This window comes from Microvirga sp. P4_A5 (genome assembly GCF_056402495.1).
This window is the reverse complement of sequence record NZ_JBFUHH010000057.1, coordinates 1-18,648: the sequence shown is the minus strand read 5'-3', so window position 1 is coordinate 18,648 and position 18,648 is coordinate 1. Positions and strand designations below refer to the sequence as shown.

Sequence of the window (18,648 nt, the reverse complement as noted above, 5' to 3'; positions counted from 1 at the left end):
AAGCGAAAGCAGATTCAGCGCTTTTTCGCAGCGCGACCCGCCTTCCTCGTGCGGGAATCTCGCGGGTCGAAAATTCCGCCACCCAGTTTCCCGTGACCCCATTGCATGATCTGCAGCAATACCGCCTCGAGGGACTCACCCACCTCGGTGAGATGATAGGCATAGCGCACGGGATTGTCCTGGTAGGGTTCCCGCCGGATGAGCCCCAGCTCCATCAAACGCCGCAGCCGGTCCGACAGGATGTTCGTGGGGATGCGTTCCTCGCTCGCGCTGAGGCTCTGGAACGTGTGCTTGCCGTGCCACATCAGGTCCCGGACGATCAACAGGGACCACTTGTCGCCGAAGAGATCGAGCGTCCGGGCGATGGAGCATCGCGACCGGAACGGCGGCGGATTTATCTGATCCAACTCGCTCACGTATCGTCCCTCCGCTTACCCCGCAGGCTGCGGTTTTACAACAGTCACTTGCATTTTGAAAGCAACTCTGGGAACGTCGCTTTTAGTCTGCAAGTGAGTGTCGACGAGTGGGGAGAAGAACATGGCGGCGGCAATCGAGTCCTCGATCCTGACACGGATCGGCAACACGCCCGTAGTCGAGCTGCGATCCCTCCGCCCGGCGGGTTGTGCCCGGCTCCTGCTCAAGATCGAGGCCGAAAATCCGACCGGCAGCATGAAAGACCGGATGGCGCTGGCGATGATCGAAGCCGCCGAACGCGACGGACGCTTGAGGCCGGGCGGGCACGTGGTCGAATATACCGGAGGAAGCACGGGCGTCTCCCTCGCCTTCATCTGCGCCTTGAAGGGCTACAGCCTGAGCATCGTCACGTCGGACGCGTTCAGCGCGGAGAAGCGCCGCCACATGGCGGCCTTCGGAGCGGACTTGACCATCGTGCCGAGTTCGAGTGGCGGCATGGACGCCGCGCTGACGCGCGCCATGGTCGAGAAGGCCCGGGAGATCACGCTCGAAACCGGCGGGTTCTGGACCGACCAGTTGAACAACCGCGATCAGCTCACCGCCTATCACCGGATGGGCGAAGAGATCCTCGACCAGACCGGCGGGGGGCTCGGCGCCTTCGTTCAGGCCACGGGAACCGCGGCCTGTGTCCGGGGGGTGTCAGAAACGCTGCATTCCCATAGCGCCGCCATCCATTGCGTGGCGGTCGAACCGGCCGAATCCGCCGTGCTGTCGGGCGGTCCGACCGGCACCCACCGGATCGAAGGCGTCGGACCCGGCTTCGTCCCGCCTCTCTGGCGCAAGGAGGCAGTCGACGCGATTGCCAGCGTGTCCACCGAGGAGGCGATGGAGGCCAGCCGAGATCTCGCCCGGCGCGAGGGAATCTTCGCCGGCACCTCCACGGGCGCGAACCTCGCCGCCGCCCTGCGGTTGGGCCGGCAGCTCGGCCCGGAGGCCACCATCGTCACGCTCATGTGCGATTCCGGCATGAAGTATCTCTCGACGCCGCTCTTCGGGCCTCGCTGAAGAGGGGAGGCGGGCCAGTGCCGCGAACGATTGACCCCAATAGCCCATTTCGTGTTACGTCGTCGCCGGAACCTAAAGCGCTGGTTCCGGGGCTTAGAAAACCCCTTCCTCAAGCGGCCGGCATCGGCCGCTAACGATGCCTTCCTAACCTTACGGTCGGGGAGGTGCTGCCGTATGTCCAGGGCGAAAGCCTAAAGGGCAGCGCAGCCGTCTTGAGGCGGTTTTCTACTTCCCGACCACCAGCGTTGCTGGTGGTCGTTTCTACAGCGCATGGCCCCATCAAGCCTCACCCGGCGCCACCGGCGCGTCTGGGTTCCGGGCTCCGCGTCTCGGACCCGGAATGACGGGTTCGCCGCCGCTGCTTCACACTTGCCTTCCCGCCGATTCTCCCCTATAGGCGCGCTCATCCCACACGCGGAGCTTGCCCGATGATTTAATCGGGCTGCCACCGGTGGCCGGTTTTCCGGTCCACTGCTCCGCGGAGGCCTAACCGGAGAAACAAAATGGCACTACCTGAATTTTCCATGCGTTCGCTGCTCGAAGCCGGCGCCCACTTTGGCCACCAGTCGCACCGCTGGAACCCGAAAATGGGTCAGTACATCTTCGGCACCCGCAACAACATCCACATCATCGACCTCGCCCAGACGGTACCGATGCTGCACCGCGCTCTCCAGGCCGTCAGCGACACGGTGGCCAAGGGCGGTCGCGTGCTGTTCGTCGGCACCAAGCGTCAGGCGGCCGATTCCGTCGCCGATGCGGCCAAGCGTTCGGCCCAGTATTACGTGAACTCCCGCTGGCTCGGCGGCATGCTGACCAACTGGAAGACGATCTCGGGCTCGATCTCGCGTCTGCGCAAGGTCGACGAGATCCTCGGCGGCGGCGGCACCGGCCTCACCAAGAAGGAGCGTCTGATGCTCTCCCGTGAAAAGGAGAAGCTCGAGCGCGCTCTTGGCGGCATCAAGGATATGGGCGGCACGCCCGACCTGATCTTCGTCATCGACACCAACAAGGAGCAGCTGGCGATCCAGGAGGCCAAGCGCCTCGGCATCCCGGTCGCGGCGATCGTCGACACCAATTCCGATCCGGATGGCATCACCTTCCCGGTTCCGGCCAATGACGACGCCGGCCGCGCCATCACCCTCTATTGCGACCTCATCGCCCGCGCGGCGCTGGACGGCATCTCCCGCGGCGCCGGCGCCATGGGCATCGATATCGGCGCTTCGGAAAACCCGATGGCCGAAGAGATCCCGGCGAACGACGCAGGCGTTGCTCCCGAGCAGGGCGAACAGTTCGAACGTCTCGCGGCTCCCCGCGGCGCACCGGACGATCTGACCAAGCTCACGGGCGTCGGCCCGCAGCTCGCGCAGAAGCTCAACGAGGCCGGCATCTTCCATTACTGGCAGGTCGCCGCGATGCAGTCGGCCGATGTCGAGCAGCTCGACAAGGATGCCAAGCTGAACGGCCGCGTCGAGCGCGACGGCTGGATCGCTCAGGCCCGCGCGATGCTGGAAGCGGCATAACGCCCGCCCGATCGTGCTTCGCCCGGTCTCGGGCGACCTGAAGCCAAAGTGATCAAGCCCGGCGTTCCCTGAGCGCCGGGCCTTCCGTAGATCACGATAAGCGTGATCGATTCAAAAAACTTGAGCATGATGTCGGCCGAAAACCGCGTCACACTTTTTCGGCATCATGCTCCACTACGAACCCTGTGAAAGGACGAGCCATGGCGAACATTACCGCTGCGATGGTCAAGGAACTGCGCGAAGCCACCAGCGCGGGCATGATGGATTGCAAGAACGCCCTCAACGAGGTCGGCGGCGACATCGATGCGGCGATCGACTGGCTGCGCAAGAAGGGCCTCTCGAAGGCCGCCAAGAAGGCTGGCCGCGTGGCCGCCGAAGGTCTCGTCGCGGTGGAATCCTCGGGCCACACCGCCACCATCCTCGAAGTGAACTCCGAGACCGACTTCGTTGCCCGCAACGACCAGTTCCAGGCCTTCGCCCGCGAAGCCGCCAAGATCGCTCTCATGGGCGACGGCACGGTGGACTCGCTCGCGGCTGCCCATTTCCCCGGCTCGCAGACCACCGTCAATGAGCGCCTGCAGGAGCTGATCGCCACCATCGGCGAAAACATGAGCCTGCGCCGCGTCGCCAAGCTCGAAGTGTCGAAGGGCGTCATCGCCAGCTACGTGCACAATGCCGTCACCGAAGGCCTCGGCAAGATCGGCGTCCTCGTGGCGCTCGAATCGGAAGGCGACGTGTCCGCCCTGTCGACGCTCGGTCGCCAGATCGCCATGCATGTTGCGGCCACCAACCCGATGGCGGTCGATGCCTCGGGCGTCGATCCGGCGGTTCTCGAGCGCGAGAGCGCCATCCTGCGCGACAAGAATGCCGGCAAGCCGGAAAACGTCATGCAGAAGATCATCGAGAGCGGCCTGAAGAGCTACTACAAGGAGGTCACCCTCCTCGAGCAATCCTTCGTGCACGATCCCTCGAAGACGGTTGCCCAGGTGCTCAAGGAGGCCGAATCCAAGGCCGGCAAGCCGGTGGTCCTGAAGTCCTTCGTCCGCTACGCGCTCGGCGAGGGCATCGAGAAGGAAGAGGCCCCGGATTTCGCGGCGGAAGTCGCCGCCGCGGCCGGGCAGAAAGCCTGACGCGTTCCCACTCAAAACGGCGGCTCCGAGCCGCCGTTTTCATGAGAGGCTCGCGCATCGCCGGCAGCCCCGCTAGGGTTAAGCCGGCGTTTGCCCGAAGCTTGATATGGAACGGCGCCTGGCCTGCTCAGTGCGCCCAACCAACCGATACGGGGGTCTGGCAGTGAAACAATTCCGGCGCATTCTGGTGAAGCTCTCGGGCGAGGCTCTCATGGCTTCGGACGGGTTTTGGCTCGATCCGCAGACCCTGTCCGGGTTGGCCGAGGATCTGGGCGCAGCCACCAAAGCCGGGTTCGAGATCGCCGTCGTGATCGGCGGCGGAAATATCATCCGTGGCGCGCGCATGAGCGCCGCCGGCTGGATCGACCGGCCGACCGCCGATTCCATGGGCATGCTCGGCACCGCCATGAATTCGCTCGCCATCGAGACGGCGCTGAACGCGGCGGGCGTCTCGGCCCGCACCATGTCGGCGGTGTCCATGCCGTCGATATGCGAAACCTATGCGCGCCAGCCGGCCCTTCACCACCTCCAGAAGGGCCAGGTCCTGGTGCTCGCGGGCGGCACCGGCAACCCGTTTTTCACCACCGATACCGCGGCTGTCCTGCGCGCCGCCGAACTGCGCTGCGATGCCGTTCTCAAGGCGACACAGGTGGACGGCGTCTATTCGGCCGATCCCAAGACGAACCCGGGGGCCGTCCGCTACGAGCGGCTGACCCACGACGAGGCCATCGCGCGGGACCTCAAAGTGATGGATACGGCGGCCTTCGCGCTGGCGCGTGAAAGCCGCATCCCGATCATCGTCGGCTCGATCCATGCGCCGAGCTCGGTGACGGCGATCCTCAACGGGAGCGTCCCGTCGACCATCGTCGCCCCTTGATGCAAAGCCTAGGGAGGCGTAAGCCCCTTTTCTGTGCAGTTGGAGTAAGGATTCAATCACGATGGCCACGACTTTTGACCTCGATGACGTGAAGCGCCGCATGACGGGCGCGATCAATGCCTTCAAGCATGACCTCGGCAGCCTGCGCACCGGTCGCGCCTCGCCGTCGCTGCTCGACCCCATCCAGGTGGATGCCTACGGCGCCGCGATGCCGATTCCGCAGGTCGCGACGGTCAGCGTGCCGGAGCCGCGTCTGCTGAGCGTGCAGGTCTGGGACCGCGGCATGGTGACGGCCGTCGAAAAGGCGATCCGCGAGTCCGATCTCGGTCTCAATCCGCAGACGGAGGGCCAGGTCATCCGCCTGCGCATCCCGGAGATGAACGAGCAGCGCCGCAAGGAAATGGTCAAGGTCGCCCATAAATACGCCGAAGAGGCGAAGGTTGCCGTGCGCCACGTCCGCCGTGACGGTCTCGATCTGCTGAAAAAGCTCGAGAAGGACAGCCACATCAGTGAGGACGACAGCAAGCGCCAGGCGGATCAGGTCCAGAAGGCCACCGATCAATTCGTGGCCGATATCGACTCGCTGCTCGTCGCGAAGGAAAAGGAAATCATGCAGGTCTAGTCCGGACCCGCATGGAAAGAGCGATCATGAGCGGTGAAGCGAAGTTGTCGGCTCCGGAGCTCGACTGCAAGAGAGCAGGCGAGGGTGTTCCGACGCATGTCGCGATCATCATGGACGGCAATGGCCGCTGGGCGGCGAAGCGGGGGTTGCCCCGCTTCGAGGGACATCGGCGCGGGGTCGAGGCGATCAGACGGGCCGTGCGCTCGGCCGGCGATCTCGGCATCCGCTATCTGACGGTCTACAGCTTCTCGGCCGAGAACTGGCGGCGGCCCGCCCAGGAGGTCTCCGACCTCATGGGCCTGCTGAAGCGCTTCGTTCGCCACGATCTCGCGGAGCTTCACGCCAACAACATTCGGGTCCGCATCATCGGCGAACGTCAGGGATTGACGGGCGATATCGCGCTGCTGCTCGATGAGGCCGAAAATCTCACCCGCCACAATACCGGCTTGACCCTGGTGATCGCATTCAATTACGGCGGCCGGCAGGAGATCGTCGGTGCGGTGCGTGCGCTGGCCGAGAAGGTGAAGGCGGGGGTGCTCGATCCCGCGTGCATCGACTCCGCGTTGATCGAACAGCATCTCGACACGCATGGCATTCCCGATCCCGATCTCGTCATCCGCACCTCGGGCGAACAGCGGGTGTCGAACTTCCTCACCTGGCAGACCGCCTATTCGGAATTCCTCTTCATCCCGGATTTCTGGCCCGATTTCGACGACACGACCTTCCGCGCCGCCGTCGACGAATATTGTCGCCGTGAGCGGCGCTTCGGCGGTCTCAGCGCCAAGGCCGGTTGAGCATGGCCGCAGAACCCGGCCCCGCGCCGCAACCGGTTCCAATGGCAGCTCCCTCGAACGAGTTGAAGAAGCGCGTGCTCTCCGCGCTGGTGCTGGTTCCCCTCGCTCTGGTGGCCGCCATCGTCGGCGGCTGGCCCTTCGCGCTCTTCTGGCTCGCAGCCGGCATAGCCATGATGGTGGAATGGACCGGCATGACGCGTGCGGCGCCTCTGCGCCCGCTCCAGGGAATTCTCGCCGCCGCGCTTGCAGGCACGACCCTGCTGCTGTTGTTGCGCGCCGATATCATCGTCTTCGTCGGTCTCACGGCAGCCGCCTTGCTGGTCGCGGCCGTCCTCGGACGCACGCCGCGCGACAAGATGTGGGCCGCCACCGGTTTTCTCTATGGCCTCGACATCGTGCTGGTGCCGCCTTTGGTGCGGGCGCATCCCAATCTCGGCCTGATCGGCCTCCTGTGGATGTTCGCCGTCGTCTGGGCGACCGATATCGCGGGCTATTTCGTCGGCCGGGCGCTCGGCGGGCCCAAGCTCTGGCCGCGGGTCAGCCCGAAAAAGACCTGGTCGGGATTTCTCGGCGGGGTCTTCGCCGCCGCGCTGGCGGGATTTCTCGTGGCGTGGATCGCCCAGCGCATGGGGTGGATGCAGCCTTTCAGCCTGCGAAACACGATCATGCTGTCGATCGTCGCGTCGATCGCCAGCCAACTGGGCGACCTCGGCGAATCCGCCCTCAAGCGCCATTGCGACGTCAAGGATTCGAGCCATCTCATCCCCGGTCATGGCGGGGTGATGGATCGTCTCGACGGCTTCTGGGCCGTGTCGCTCATCCTTGCGATCGTGCTGTTTCTGACGTGGATGGCGGGTTGACCGTTCGATGACCCGGACCCTCACCATCCTGGGCGCAACGGGTTCGGTCGGCCGGTCCACCGTCGAGGTGGTGCTGGCGCACCGGGACCGGTTCCATGTCGTCTCGGTCGTCGGCGGCCACGATGCCGAGGCTCTCGCGGAGGTGGCCCGCCTGCTCGGGGCGCAGTTCGCGGCACTGGCGGATGAGAGCCGCGCCGGCGATCTGAAGGCTGCTCTTTCCGGCTCGGGCATCGCCAGCGGGGCAGGGCRCTCCGCGGTTCTGGAAGCTGTGGACCGGGACGCCGAGATCGTGCTGGCTGCCATCAGCGGCACCGCCGGACTCGAACCCACGGCCGCCGCCTTGAAACCCGGCCGCACGCTGGCCCTCGCCAACAAGGAAAGCCTCGTCTGCGCCGGCGCCGCCTTCATGCGCGAGGCGCGCCGCCTGGGCGTCACCCTCATGCCGGTCGATTCCGAGCACAACGCCCTCGACCAGGCACTGGCGGCGGGCTCGAACGGCGATGTGGAAAAGGCGATCATCACCGCGAGCGGCGGGCCGTTCCGGACGTGGCCTCGCGAGCGGATCGCCGGCGCCAGCGCCGCCGAAGCTTCGGCCCATCCGGTCTGGTCCATGGGCGCCAAGATCAACATCGATTCCGCCACGCTCATGAACAAGGGCCTCGAACTGATCGAGGCCCATCACCTTTTCGACCTCGAGCCCGAGCGTCTCGGCGTCGTGRTCCACCCGGAGGCGATTTTCCACGGCCTCGTGCAATGGCGGGACGGGGCGCTGACGGCGGGGCTGGCCCTGCCCGACATGAAGGTGCCCATAGCCAACGCCCTGCGGCACCGCGAGCGGCTCCGGATGGCGCTCCCCCGTCTCGATCTTGCCGCGATTGGCAGCTTAACGTTCGAGAATGCCGACGAGACGCGGTTTCCCTGTTTGTCGCTGGCCAGATCCGCCCTGCGGGAAGGCGGGGCAATGCCGACCGTGCTGAACGCCGCCAACGAGATCGCGGTCTCGGCCTTCATGGCGGGCCGGATAGGATTTTACGCGATCTCGGATACTGTTGGGCGGGTTTGTTCGACTTTCGCGGGACGTTCTTTGCCGGCCCCCGCTACCGTATCGGACGCACTGCTCTTAGATATGGAAGTTCGGGATTCGGCGCGGCAGCTCTTGCCGGCTTGATGGATGGTGCGGCCCGCGGGGCCGAAAGGTAACGATCATGGAATGGTTTGCGGCTTTATCCGGCGCGACGGGTTCGGTTTTTCTCACCCTTCTCTCGTTCGTGGTGGTGCTGAGCGTCGTCGTCTTCATCCACGAATTCGGCCATTTCTGGGTCGGCCGCCTTTGCGGCGTCGGGGTGACGGCCTTCTCGATCGGGTTCGGCAAGGAATTGTTGGGCTGGACGGATCGGCACGGAACCCGCTGGAAACTCTCGGCAATTCCTCTCGGCGGCTACGTGAAGTTCGTCGGCGACCTGAACGCCGCCAGCGTTCCGGACCAGAATCATCTGCCGCAGATGACACCGGCCGAGCGGGCGGTGAGTTTTCCCCATCAAAGCGTCGCCAAGCGGGCCGCCATCGTGGCGGCGGGGCCGATCGCCAATTTCATCCTCGCCATCGCGATCTTCGCGGGCTTCAATTATTTCAGCGGCCGTCAGGTCATCGAGGCGCGGATCGAGGCGGTCCAGCCCGGCAGCGCGGCCGAGAAGGCGGGCTTTCTGCCGAAGGACCTGATCGTCGAAATCGACGGCCGGCGGATCGAAACCTTTGCCGACATGCAGTTGCTGGTCAGCTCGAGCGCCGGCGAAGCCCTGGCGTTCAAGGTCGACCGCGGCGGGCAGACGGTGACTTTGCAGGCGACGCCGAGCTTCACGGAGCGCACGACGCCCTTCGGCAAGCAGCGGATCGGGCTCCTCGGCGTGGAGGCCTCCCGCGACCCGGCGGCGGTGAAACGTTTGTCCTATACGCCATGGGGAGCGTTGAAAGCCGGGGCGGTGGAAACCTGGAACCTCGTCGACCGGACCATGAACTTCCTGCGGCGGCTGGTGACCGGGAAGGAATCCGCCGATCAATTGTCCGGACCGATCGGAATTGCCCGGGCTTCCGGTACGGCATTCGATGTCGGCGGGGTCTACAGCCTCGTGGGATTGATCGGATTCATGTCGGTTTCGATCGGTCTCATTAACCTTTTCCCCATTCCGTTGCTCGATGGCGGCCACCTGCTTTTCTATGCGGTGGAGGCCCTTCGCGGCCGTCCTTTGAGCGAAAAAGCCCAGGAAATAGGGTTTCGCATTGGCTTTGCCCTGGTGGCCATGCTCATGCTTTTTGCCACCTGGAACGATCTTGTTCACCTTGGTGCAAGTTTTATGGCGAGAGGTACGTGACACAGACGCCACGCCCGTTAAAATTGCTACTCTGTTGGGGAATCCGCCGTTTGCAATGACGGCGAAAGTTTGTACAAGCGGACCGCACCGATAGGGTTGGCGCCATTTATTGCCAATCTGGCGGGCGCCCCGCTTAGGCAAATATAAAAGAGACGGGCCAGTTGATGATGTCGACGACCACGAAACGCCGGAAAAAGCCGGCCACCACCGCCATTGTCGCCATCAGCGCGATGATCGCAGGAGTGACTGCCGCACAGACGGCTTTCGCGCAGCAGGCAACCCAGGGCAGCCGCCGGGCCGCCGTCTCACAGGGCCCGATCATCAATCGCGTCGTGGTCGAGGGCAACAAGCGCGTCGAGAAGGGGATGATCGAGCCCAATCTCCAGATGCAGGCCCGCCGTCCCTACAATCAGGCCACCGTCGATTCCGACGTCGAGCGCATCCTTGAAATCTACCGCCGCCAGGGCCGCGCCCTCGCCAACGTGACCCCCCGCGTCGTCGACCTGCCCAACGGCCGGGTGGACGTGGTCTACACGATCAACGAAGGCGACAAAACGGGCGTCAAAGAAATCCGCTTCGTCGGCAACAACCAGGTTTCGGCCAGCCGCCTGCGTGGCGTGATGGCGACGACCGAGACGAACATCCTGAGCTTCCTCAAGAGCACCGACGTGTACGATCCGAACCGGATCTCCGCGGACCTGGAGCTCATCCGCCGTTACTACCTCAAGAACGGCTACGCCGATTTCCGTATCGTTTCCAGCGACGTACAGTTCGATCCTAATGCGGGCGGCTACGTTGTCACGATCGCGGTCGAAGAAGGCCCGCAATATCGCGTCGGCGCCGTCAACGTCGAGTCGCGCATTCCCGAACTCGGCGAGGACGTGGTCCGCCGCAACATCTCGACCTCGGCCGGTTCGGTCTACAATGCCGACGCTGTCCAGCGGTCGCTGCAGGACGTCACCGCCGATGCGGCGCGCAAGGGCTATGCGTTCGCGCAGGTTCGCCCGGTGGGCACCCGCGACCCGGCCACCCAGACGATCAATCTCGGCTACGTGGTCGAAGACGGCCCGCGGGTCTACATCGAGCGCATCAACGTGCGCGGCAACAGCCGCACCCGCGACTACGTGATCCGTCGCGAGTTCGATCTCGGCGAAGGGGACCCCTACAACCGGGTCCTCGTGGACCGCGCCGAACGCCGCCTCAACAATCTCGGCTACTTCAAGAACGTCCGCATCTCCAACGAGCCCGGCTCCGCGCCGGACCGCGTCGTGGTCAACGTGGATGTCGAGGATCAATCGACCGGCGCATTCTCGGTGTCGGGCGGCTACTCGACCTCCGACGGCTTCATCGGCGAGGTCTCGGTCAGCGAGACGAACTTCCTCGGCCGCGGCCAGTTCGTCCGCGTCGCCGGCCAGCTCGGCGAGCGCTCCAACGGTGTCGATTTCTCGTTCACCGAGCCGTATTTCCTCGGCTACCGCATGGCGGCCGGTATCGACCTGTTCTCGAAGTTCAGCGACCAGACCAAGTATGCGCGCTATGAAAACCGGATGACCGGCGGTCAGCTGCGCCTCGGCCTGCCGTTCACCGAAGAGTTCACGCTGACGCTGCGTTACTCGCTGTATCAGCAGGATCTCCAGATCCCGAACGACTACAAGCAGCCCTATAACGACTGTTCGATTCCGCTCCCCGGCTACACGGTTCTGAACCCCGACGGCACGTCCAACCGCCTGTTCTGCGAAAGCAACGGCGAGGCCTCGCTGGCGATCAAGGAATCGCAGGGCCAGACGATGACGTCGCTGGCGGGTCTGACCTTCAACTACAACACGCTCGACAGCACCAAGGACCCGCGCAACGGCTTCTACGCGGAAGCCAAGACGGACTTCGCCGGCCTCGGCGGCGATTCCCGTTACTTCCGCGCCACCGGCGACGCGCGTTACTATCGCGAGCTGTGGGAAGACATCGTCGGTATCGCGCGCGTTCAGGGCGGCCAGATCTACGGCTGGGACGGCGGCGACAAGGGGACGGCCGGAAGCGGCGGCGACCTTCGCATCGTCGACCAGTTCTTCCTCGGCCCGTCGCTCGTCCGCGGCTTTGCCACCAACGGCATCGGCCCGCGCGACATCTCGAGCTACGACACCAACGCCAACGCCATCGGCGGCACGACCTATTTCGGTGGATCGCTCGAAGTCCAGTTCCCGATCTGGGGTCTTCCCCGGGAGCTCGGCCTGAAGGGCGCGGTCTTCGCCGATGCGGGTACGCTGTTCGGCTACAAGGGGCCGACGCAGTTCGACACCAACAACAACGGCATCATCGACGGCTTCGCGCCGACGGGCTGCACGCAATCGGCCATCGTCTCGCAGGAATGCATCCTGGTGCGCGACAGCAAGACGATCCGCTCCTCGGTGGGTGCTTCGATCCTGTGGACGTCGCCGCTCGGACCGATCCGGTTCGACTACGCTTTCGCACTGACGAAGGATGAGGGCATCATGACCCCGTCCGGCGTTCGGATCGGCGGCGACCGGACCCAGGCGTTCCGCTTCTCCGGTGGCTCGCGCTTCTAGGCATGAGGCGGAGCGGTTCGAACCGGTTCGCGGCAAGCCAAGAGGCGGGAATGGGCAAGAGCACGGGAGCGCGGGCAGGAGCCTGCCGGTTCCCGGGAATCGAAACCAACCAGAACGGAGAGGGCGCCCCCAGCGGCGCCCTCGCTTTTTATGAATGACTGAGACAAATTTTTTCATCCAGGCGCAGACGCTCACGTTGCGTCAGGTGGCCGACATGGCAAAGGCGGCGCTCCCGGCGAACGCCGATGGGGAATTTGTCCTCAAGGGCGTCGCGCCCCTGGAAAGCGCGGGCCCGCAAGACCTCGCCTATATGGACAACGCGGCCTATGGCTCAGCGCTTGGCACCACCCGGGCGGGCGCCGTGCTGGTGACCCCGCGCTTTGCCGCGAAGGTCCCGGCAGGGAGTGTCGCACTGGTGACGCCGCAGGCCTATCGCGTCTTCGCCCAGGTCCTCGCGCTGCTCTTCCCGTCTGYCATGCGGCCCGAAAGCTCCTTCGCCTCGACCGGTACGTCGCCCGGGTCCTTCGTCCACCCGACCGCGCGGCTCGAACGCGGCGTCAAGGTCGATCCCGGCGCGGTGATCGGGCCCGACGCGGAGATCGGCGCCGGCAGCCTCGTGGGGGCGCATGCGGTCATCGGCGCCGGCGTCAAGATCGGCCGGGATTGCTCCATCGGCGCCAACACCACCGTATCGCACGCCTTTCTCGGCAACCGGGTGATCCTTCATCCGGGCGTTCGCGTCGGCCAGGACGGTTTCGGCTTCGCCATGGGCCCGCAAGGGCATCTCAAGGTTCCTCAAGTGGGCCGGGTCATCATCCAGGACGATGTGGAGATCGGCGCCAACAGCACGATCGATCGTGGCGCCAGCCGCGACACGGTGATCGGCGAGGGGACCAAGATCGACAACCTGGTGCAGATTGCCCATAACGTGGTGATCGGCCGCCATTGCGTGATCGTCGCTCAGGTCGGCATCGCGGGGTCGACGACGGTAGAGGATTTCGTGGCCATCGGCGGGCAGGTCGCGGTAAGGGGCCATCTGCGCATCGGCATGGGCGCCCAGATCGCGGCGACGAGCGGCGTCAACGGCGATGTGCCGGCCGGCGCCCGGTGGGGCGGCATTCCCGCCCGACCCATGCGCGAGTGGTTCCGCGAGATCAACGCGCTGAAAAAACTTGCGTCGAAATCCGATTCCGGCGATTCCGCCAGCTCAGACGGTATGTCTTCGGACCCGTGAAGACAGATTGCATTATCCGGAGACGATCCCATGAACGAGGCGCCAAGCACGCTTCAGACCGCCGACATCATGCAGATCCTCGAACTTCTGCCGCATCGGTATCCGTTTCTGCTGGTGGACAAGATCATCGAGATCGACGGTGACCGGTCCTGCATCGGCATCAAGAACGTCACCTATAACGAGCCGCAATTCAGCGGGCATTTCCCGACCCGGCCCATTTTCCCCGGCGTCTACCTGATCGAGGCCATGGCGCAGACGGCGGGCGCGATCTGCGTGATGTCGAAGATCGCCGAGCAGGCGAAGCCCAAGCAGGTTTTCTTCATGACCATCGACAAGGTCAAGTTCAGGAAGCCGGTGGAGCCGGGCGATCGGGTGGAATTTCATATGCGCAAACTCAACAACCGCCGCAACATGTGGTGGTACAAGGGCGAGGCGAAGGTCGACGGCGTGCTTGTCTGCGAAGCCGAGGTCAGCGCCATGCTGGTAATGGATTGATGGAAACTTTCATTCACAAGACGGCCATTGTCGAGGACGGCGCGAAGATCGGCGCCGGCTCGAAGATCGGACCTTTCTGCATGGTCGGCCCGGAGGTCGAACTCGGCGAGGGCTGCGAACTGGTAAGCCACGTGGCGCTGGCCGGCAGGACGACGATCGGGGCCCGCACGCGGATCTTTCCCTTCGCATCCATCGGCCACATCCCGCAGGACCTGAAATATCGCGGCGAGCCTTCCACCCTCACCATCGGCTCGGATTGCACCTTGCGCGAAGGCGTCACGATGAATCCCGGCACCGAAGGCGGCGGCCTGAAGACGGTGATCGGCGATCGCTGCGCGTTCCTGGCCAATTCCCATGTGGGTCACGACACGAAGGTTGGAAACGACGTCATCCTGTCGAACAACGTCATGCTGGCGGGCCATGTCACTGTGGGCGATTTCGTGATTTTCGGCGGCGGCGCGGCCGTCATCCAGTTTGCCCGCGTCGGCTCGCACGCCTTTGTCGGCGGCCTGACGGGATTGGAGAACGATCTCATTCCCTACGGCATGGCGACCGGCAACCGGGCGCATCTCGCCGGCCTCAACATCATCGGATTGCGCCGGCGCGGCTTCACCAGGGAACAGATCCACGAGATCCGCCGCGCCTATCGGCTGCTCTTCGCAGACGAGGGGACGCTTGCGGAGCGGGTCGAGGATGTGGCCGGCGAGTTCACCACCCATCCGTTCATTCACGAGATCCTCGATTTCATTCGCGAGGGCAAGGACCGGGCGATCTGCACGCCGCGGGATCCTGTCGCCTCCAACTGATGACACAGCGGAGCGCGGCGAAGGACGGCCCGGTCGCGATCCTTGCCGGGTCCGGCCAATTGCCGATCCAGCTCGTCGAGCATCTGGAAAAGACGGGGCAGGATTGCCGCGTGCTGGCCTTTCGCGGCTTCGTCTCGGCGGATCTGCGCCGGCGCGCGGATGCGCATGTCGATCTGCTCGACCTCAAATCGATCATGCGGCGGCTCGAGGAATGGCAGCCCCGCGCGGTCGCCCTCGTGGGCGCGGTGCGGCGACCGGGTTTCTCCGCATTGCTCGGAGCCTATTCGTTGCTGCGCAACCGACAGGAAGTGCGCGAGGTCATCGCCCGGGGCGACGATCAGGTGCTGCGCGGCGCCGTCATGCTGCTCGAGGAGCGCGGCTACAAGGTGGTGGGAGCGCACGAACTCGCACCCGGCCTCGTCGCCCCGCTCTCGATGACGGGACATCGCGCCCCCGGCGCTGAGGACATCCAGGCGATTTCCTTCGGGCTCGATCTCCTGCGGTCACTGTCCGCCTTCGATATCGGACAGGCCGCCATCGTCGCGCGCGAGCATGTGCTGGCCGTGGAAGGGCCGGAGGGAACGGACCGCATGCTCGGGCGGGTGGCAGCGATGCGCCAATCCCTGTTCGGCTTCCGCAAGCGGCGGGATGGCGGCGTTCTCATCAAGGCGGCGAAGGCGGGCCAGGATTTGCGTGTCGACATGCCGGCCATCGGCCCGCGAACCGTGAGCGAGGCGGCGCGCGCGGGCCTGTCGGGTATCGCGGTGGGGGCAGGCTCCACTCTCGTGCTCGAACAGGAGAAGACGCTCGCGCTGGCCGACCGGCTCGGCTTGTTTCTCGTGGCGGTCGAGCTGCCTTGGATGGACCGAGCCCATGAATCGTAACCGCGCCTTGACGATCTGGATCGTCGCCGGCGAGGAATCGGGCGACCAGCTCGGAGCCAAGCTGATGCGCGCGCTGAAAGTCCAAAGCGGCGTGGAGAAGCTGCGTTTCGGCGGCGTCGGCGGTCATGCGATGGCGGCCGAAGGGCTCACGAGCCTGTTCCCGCTGGAAGATATCGCCGTCATGGGATTCTCAGCGGTGATCAACCGGTTGCCGACGATTCTTCGCCGCATACGTGAAACGGCACGGGCTGTCGTGGCGGCAAAGCCCGACATCCTCATCATCATCGATAGTCCGGATTTTACCCATCGCGTTGCAAAAGCTGTTCGGCGGCAGGCGCCCGAGATCCCCATCGTCGATTACGTCAGCCCCTCCGTGTGGGCGTGGCGGCCGGGACGCGCTTTGAAGATGCGCGCCTATGTGGATCACCTGCTGGCCCTGCTGCCGTTCGAGCCCGCCGCGCATGAGCGCCTTGGCGGTCCGCCCACAACTTATGTGGGCCATCCCCTGATCGAGCGGCTGGACGAGATCAGGCCGCAGGCCGGCGAGCGGGGCGTGCCGGACGGCATGCCGCTCAACCTGCTGGTCCTGCCCGGCAGCCGCCGGACCGAGGTGAGCCGCCTGATGGAGCCCTTCGGCGAGGCGCTCGCCTTGCTGCGCCAATCGTCCCCGCGACCATTCGCAGTGACGATTCCCGCCGTGCCGCATCTTGCCGACGAGATCGCCGCGCGGGCGAAGGACTGGCCGGTCGAGCCGACGATCGTGCAAGGCGAAGAAGCGAAATGGGCGGCGTTCCGCAAAGCCGACGCGGCGCTCGCCGCCTCCGGCACCGTGACCCTGGAACTCGGCCTTTCGGGCGTGCCGATGATCGTCGCCTATCGGGTCTCGAAGATCGAAGAGATCCTCAAATACCTCATCAAGGCCCATTCCATCGTGCTCACCAACCTGGTGCTGGGCGAGAACGTGATCCCGGAATTCATCCAGTGGGATTGCACGCCGGATAAGCTGGCGGGTGCGCTGCTTCCGCTGTTGTCGGACACACCCGAGAGGCGGCGCCAGCAGGAGGCGTTCGAAAAACTCGACGGGCTGATGCGGATCGGCGACGAGATGCCGAGCGAGCGGGCGGCGCGGATTGTGGGGGAAGTCCTGCACCGTCATTCCGGGGCGAGTGAAGCGAGAGCCCGGAATCCATAGACACGCCGCTTATGGGTCTAACGACAGCGACAGCGCACCCCGGGTTCCGGGCTCCGCTTTTCGCGGACCCGGAATGACCGAGATGTCGTTTACCCGCGCGACGCGACCGTGGCGTAGTCCCGCTGCGGCGCGCCGACATAGAGCTGGCGCGGACGGCCGATGCGCTGCGACGGGTCTTCGATCATTTCGCTCCACTGGGCGATCCAGCCGACCGTGCGGGCCAGCGCGAAGAGCACCGTGAACATCGAGGTGGGGAAACCCATGGCCTTGAGGGTAATGCCCGAATAGAAATCGATGTTCGGGTAGAGCTTCTTCTCGAGGAAGTAATCGTCCTTCAGGGCGATCTGCTCGAGTTCGATGGCCACGTCCAGCAGCGGATCGTCCTTGATGCCGAGCTCGTTCAAGACCTCGTGGGTGGTCTTCTGCATGATGCGGGCGCGCGGGTCGTAATTCTTGTAGACCCGGTGGCCGAAGCCCATGAGGCGGAACGGATCGTTCTTGTCCTTTGCCTTGGCGATGTAGTGCGGAATGCGGTCCGGTGTGCCGATCTCTTCCAGCATCTTCAGCGCCGCCTCGTTGGCGCCGCCATGGGCCGGGCCCCAGAGGCAGGCGATGCCGGCCGCGATGCAGGCGAAGGGGTTCGCACCCGACGAACCGGCAAGGCGCACCGTCGAGGTCGAGGCGTTCTGCTCGTGATCGGCGTGGAGGATGAAGATGCGATCGAGGGCCCGCGAGAGCACCGGATTGACCTTGTATTCCTCGCACGGCACCGCGAAGCACATGCGCAGGAAGTTCGACGTGTAGTCGAGGTCGTTCTGCGGATACACGAAGGGCTGGCCGACCGAGTACTTGTACGCCATGGCGGCGAGCGTCGGCATCTTGGCGATCATGCGCATGGACGCGATCATGCGCTGGTGCGGGTCCGAGATGTCGGTCGAGTCGTGATAGAAGGCCGACAGCGCGCCGACGGAGGCCACCATGATGGCCATCGGATGCGCGTCGCGGCGGAAGCCGGTGAAGAACCGGTTCATCTGGTCATGCACCATGGTGTGGCGCGTGACGCGATAGTCGAAATCCGCCTTCTGGGCCGCGGTGGGCAACTCGCCGTAGAGCAGCAGGTAGCAGGTCTCGAGAAAGTCGCCGTGCTCGGCCAGTTGCTCGATGGGATACCCGCGATAGAGGAGAACACCCTTGTCGCCGTCGATATAGGTGATCTTCGACTCGCAGCTCGCGGTGGAGGTGAAGCCCGGATCATAGGTGAAGGCCCCGGTCTGGGCGTAGAGCTTCGAGATGTCCAGGACGCTCGGACCGATGGTGCCGTGTTTCACCGCCAGGTCGACGTTCTGGTCCTCGAAATTCAGCGTTGCGTCATTCGCGCTCATGCGTCTTCGCCCTTTCAACAGGAGGCCGGGCATTACCTAGTGCAGCCGCGCATGTGGAGAAGGTGCTCTCCCTGCGGAACTCCGTACCGAGGTTCGCCGGTCGGGGGAATTTATGGAGCTGTGGGTAGCCGATCCGTATGGAGGGGGCAAGCACATCTAAAGGCGATGTCCCGCTTGCTATGCAGCGGACGCAGCACTGGGGGCGGGCGTCGATCGGAACCGCCCCAAGACCTCATTTTTTCAGGAGGGTTGCGAGGCGCTCCACGACGCTTTCCTGCTTCAGCGTGTTTCCCAGACGAAGCTCGTCCAGCAACGCGACATCGGAATCGTCGCCCTGGGACAGGTACGCGAGAGACCAGGTCTCGAATTCACGGCTCTCGATGGGACCCCATTCCACGAGACTGACATCGGAGTGCCGGCGATCGAAGACAATATGCCCGTAG

At 64.7% G+C, this 18,648-nt stretch carries 18 protein-coding genes; 15 read left to right on the top strand and 3 right to left on the bottom strand.

Annotation, left to right across the window (positions count from 1 at the left end; translation table 11 throughout):
• Positions 1 to 14 precede the first annotated feature (14 nt).
• On the bottom strand, positions 15 to 416 hold the full coding sequence (locus AC1DVM_RS15010) for a winged helix-turn-helix transcriptional regulator (RefSeq protein WP_477255476.1): 402 nt from the start codon (positions 414 to 416) through the stop codon (positions 15 to 17).
• Positions 417 to 537: 121 nt separating this feature from the next.
• Here AC1DVM_RS15010 and AC1DVM_RS15005 point away from each other — a divergent pair, with 121 nt between their 5' ends.
• The 15 genes from AC1DVM_RS15005 (at position 538) to lpxB (ending at position 16,823) form a co-directional block, all read left to right on the top strand.
• Positions 538 to 1,479 carry a PLP-dependent cysteine synthase family protein gene (locus tag AC1DVM_RS15005; protein WP_477255474.1) on the top strand — a complete coding sequence of 314 codons (942 nt, stop codon included), beginning with the start codon at positions 538 to 540 and terminating at the stop codon, positions 1,477 to 1,479.
• 503 nt (positions 1,480 to 1,982) lie between these two features.
• Positions 1,983 to 2,999 carry a 30S ribosomal protein S2 gene (locus AC1DVM_RS15000; RefSeq protein WP_477255472.1) on the top strand — a complete coding sequence of 339 codons (1,017 nt, stop codon included), beginning with the start codon at positions 1,983 to 1,985 and terminating at the stop codon, positions 2,997 to 2,999.
• Positions 3,000 to 3,199: 200 nt separating this feature from the next.
• Positions 3,200 to 4,129 (top strand): translation elongation factor Ts, encoded by a 930-nt coding sequence (tsf, locus tag AC1DVM_RS14995; protein ID WP_477255470.1) that lies wholly within the window; start codon positions 3,200 to 3,202, stop codon positions 4,127 to 4,129.
• Positions 4,130 to 4,292: 163 nt separating this feature from the next.
• Positions 4,293 to 5,006, top strand: a complete 714-nt coding sequence (gene pyrH / locus AC1DVM_RS14990) for a UMP kinase (RefSeq protein WP_477255468.1) — start codon at positions 4,293 to 4,295, stop codon at positions 5,004 to 5,006.
• A gap of 61 nt (positions 5,007 to 5,067) precedes the next feature.
• On the top strand, positions 5,068 to 5,628 hold the full coding sequence (gene frr / locus AC1DVM_RS14985; protein WP_477255466.1) for a ribosome recycling factor: 561 nt from the start codon (positions 5,068 to 5,070) through the stop codon (positions 5,626 to 5,628).
• 26 nt (positions 5,629 to 5,654) lie between these two features.
• Complete coding sequence (locus AC1DVM_RS14980; RefSeq protein WP_477255464.1) at positions 5,655 to 6,422, top strand: isoprenyl transferase; 768 nt, start codon at positions 5,655 to 5,657, stop codon at positions 6,420 to 6,422.
• Positions 6,423 to 6,463: 41 nt separating this feature from the next.
• Entirely contained in the window at positions 6,464 to 7,282 is an 819-nt protein-coding gene (locus AC1DVM_RS14975) for a phosphatidate cytidylyltransferase (protein WP_477255463.1), read from the top strand.
• A gap of 7 nt (positions 7,283 to 7,289) precedes the next feature.
• The gene (gene dxr / locus AC1DVM_RS14970) at positions 7,290 to 8,450 is read left to right on the top strand and encodes a 1-deoxy-D-xylulose-5-phosphate reductoisomerase (protein ID WP_477255461.1); all 1,161 of its coding nucleotides are present in this window, start codon (positions 7,290 to 7,292) and stop codon (positions 8,448 to 8,450) included.
• A gap of 37 nt (positions 8,451 to 8,487) precedes the next feature.
• Entirely contained in the window at positions 8,488 to 9,651 is a 1,164-nt protein-coding gene (rseP, locus tag AC1DVM_RS14965; RefSeq protein WP_477255459.1) for an RIP metalloprotease RseP, read from the top strand.
• 164 nt (positions 9,652 to 9,815) lie between these two features.
• Complete coding sequence (gene bamA, locus AC1DVM_RS14960) at positions 9,816 to 12,212, top strand: outer membrane protein assembly factor BamA (RefSeq protein ID WP_477255457.1); 2,397 nt, start codon at positions 9,816 to 9,818, stop codon at positions 12,210 to 12,212.
• Between the two features lie 154 nt (positions 12,213 to 12,366).
• Entirely contained in the window at positions 12,367 to 13,446 is a 1,080-nt protein-coding gene (gene lpxD, locus AC1DVM_RS14955) for a UDP-3-O-(3-hydroxymyristoyl)glucosamine N-acyltransferase (RefSeq protein WP_477255455.1), read from the top strand.
• A gap of 30 nt (positions 13,447 to 13,476) precedes the next feature.
• Positions 13,477 to 13,941, top strand: a complete 465-nt coding sequence (fabZ, locus tag AC1DVM_RS14950) for a 3-hydroxyacyl-ACP dehydratase FabZ (protein ID WP_477255453.1) — start codon at positions 13,477 to 13,479, stop codon at positions 13,939 to 13,941.
• Positions 13,941 to 14,747 (top strand): acyl-ACP--UDP-N-acetylglucosamine O-acyltransferase, encoded by an 807-nt coding sequence (gene lpxA, locus AC1DVM_RS14945; RefSeq protein WP_477255451.1) that lies wholly within the window; start codon positions 13,941 to 13,943, stop codon positions 14,745 to 14,747. The genes fabZ and lpxA overlap by 1 nt, the downstream gene beginning before the upstream one ends.
• Positions 14,747 to 15,631 carry an LpxI family protein gene (locus tag AC1DVM_RS14940; protein ID WP_477255449.1) on the top strand — a complete coding sequence of 295 codons (885 nt, stop codon included), beginning with the start codon at positions 14,747 to 14,749 and terminating at the stop codon, positions 15,629 to 15,631. The genes lpxA and AC1DVM_RS14940 overlap by 1 nt, the downstream gene beginning before the upstream one ends.
• On the top strand, positions 15,621 to 16,823 hold the full coding sequence (gene lpxB, locus AC1DVM_RS14935) for a lipid-A-disaccharide synthase (protein WP_477255447.1): 1,203 nt from the start codon (positions 15,621 to 15,623) through the stop codon (positions 16,821 to 16,823). Before AC1DVM_RS14940 ends, lpxB begins: the two co-directional genes overlap by 11 nt.
• Positions 16,824 to 16,912: 89 nt before the next feature.
• Here the strand turns inward: lpxB and gltA are convergent, their stop codons facing one another.
• Complete coding sequence (gene gltA / locus AC1DVM_RS14930; protein WP_477255445.1) at positions 16,913 to 18,205, bottom strand: citrate synthase; 1,293 nt, start codon at positions 18,203 to 18,205, stop codon at positions 16,913 to 16,915.
• Between the two features lie 232 nt (positions 18,206 to 18,437).
• On the bottom strand, positions 18,438 to 18,648 hold a 211-nt coding region (locus tag AC1DVM_RS14925), incomplete at its 5' end, for a BLUF domain-containing protein (RefSeq protein WP_477255443.1).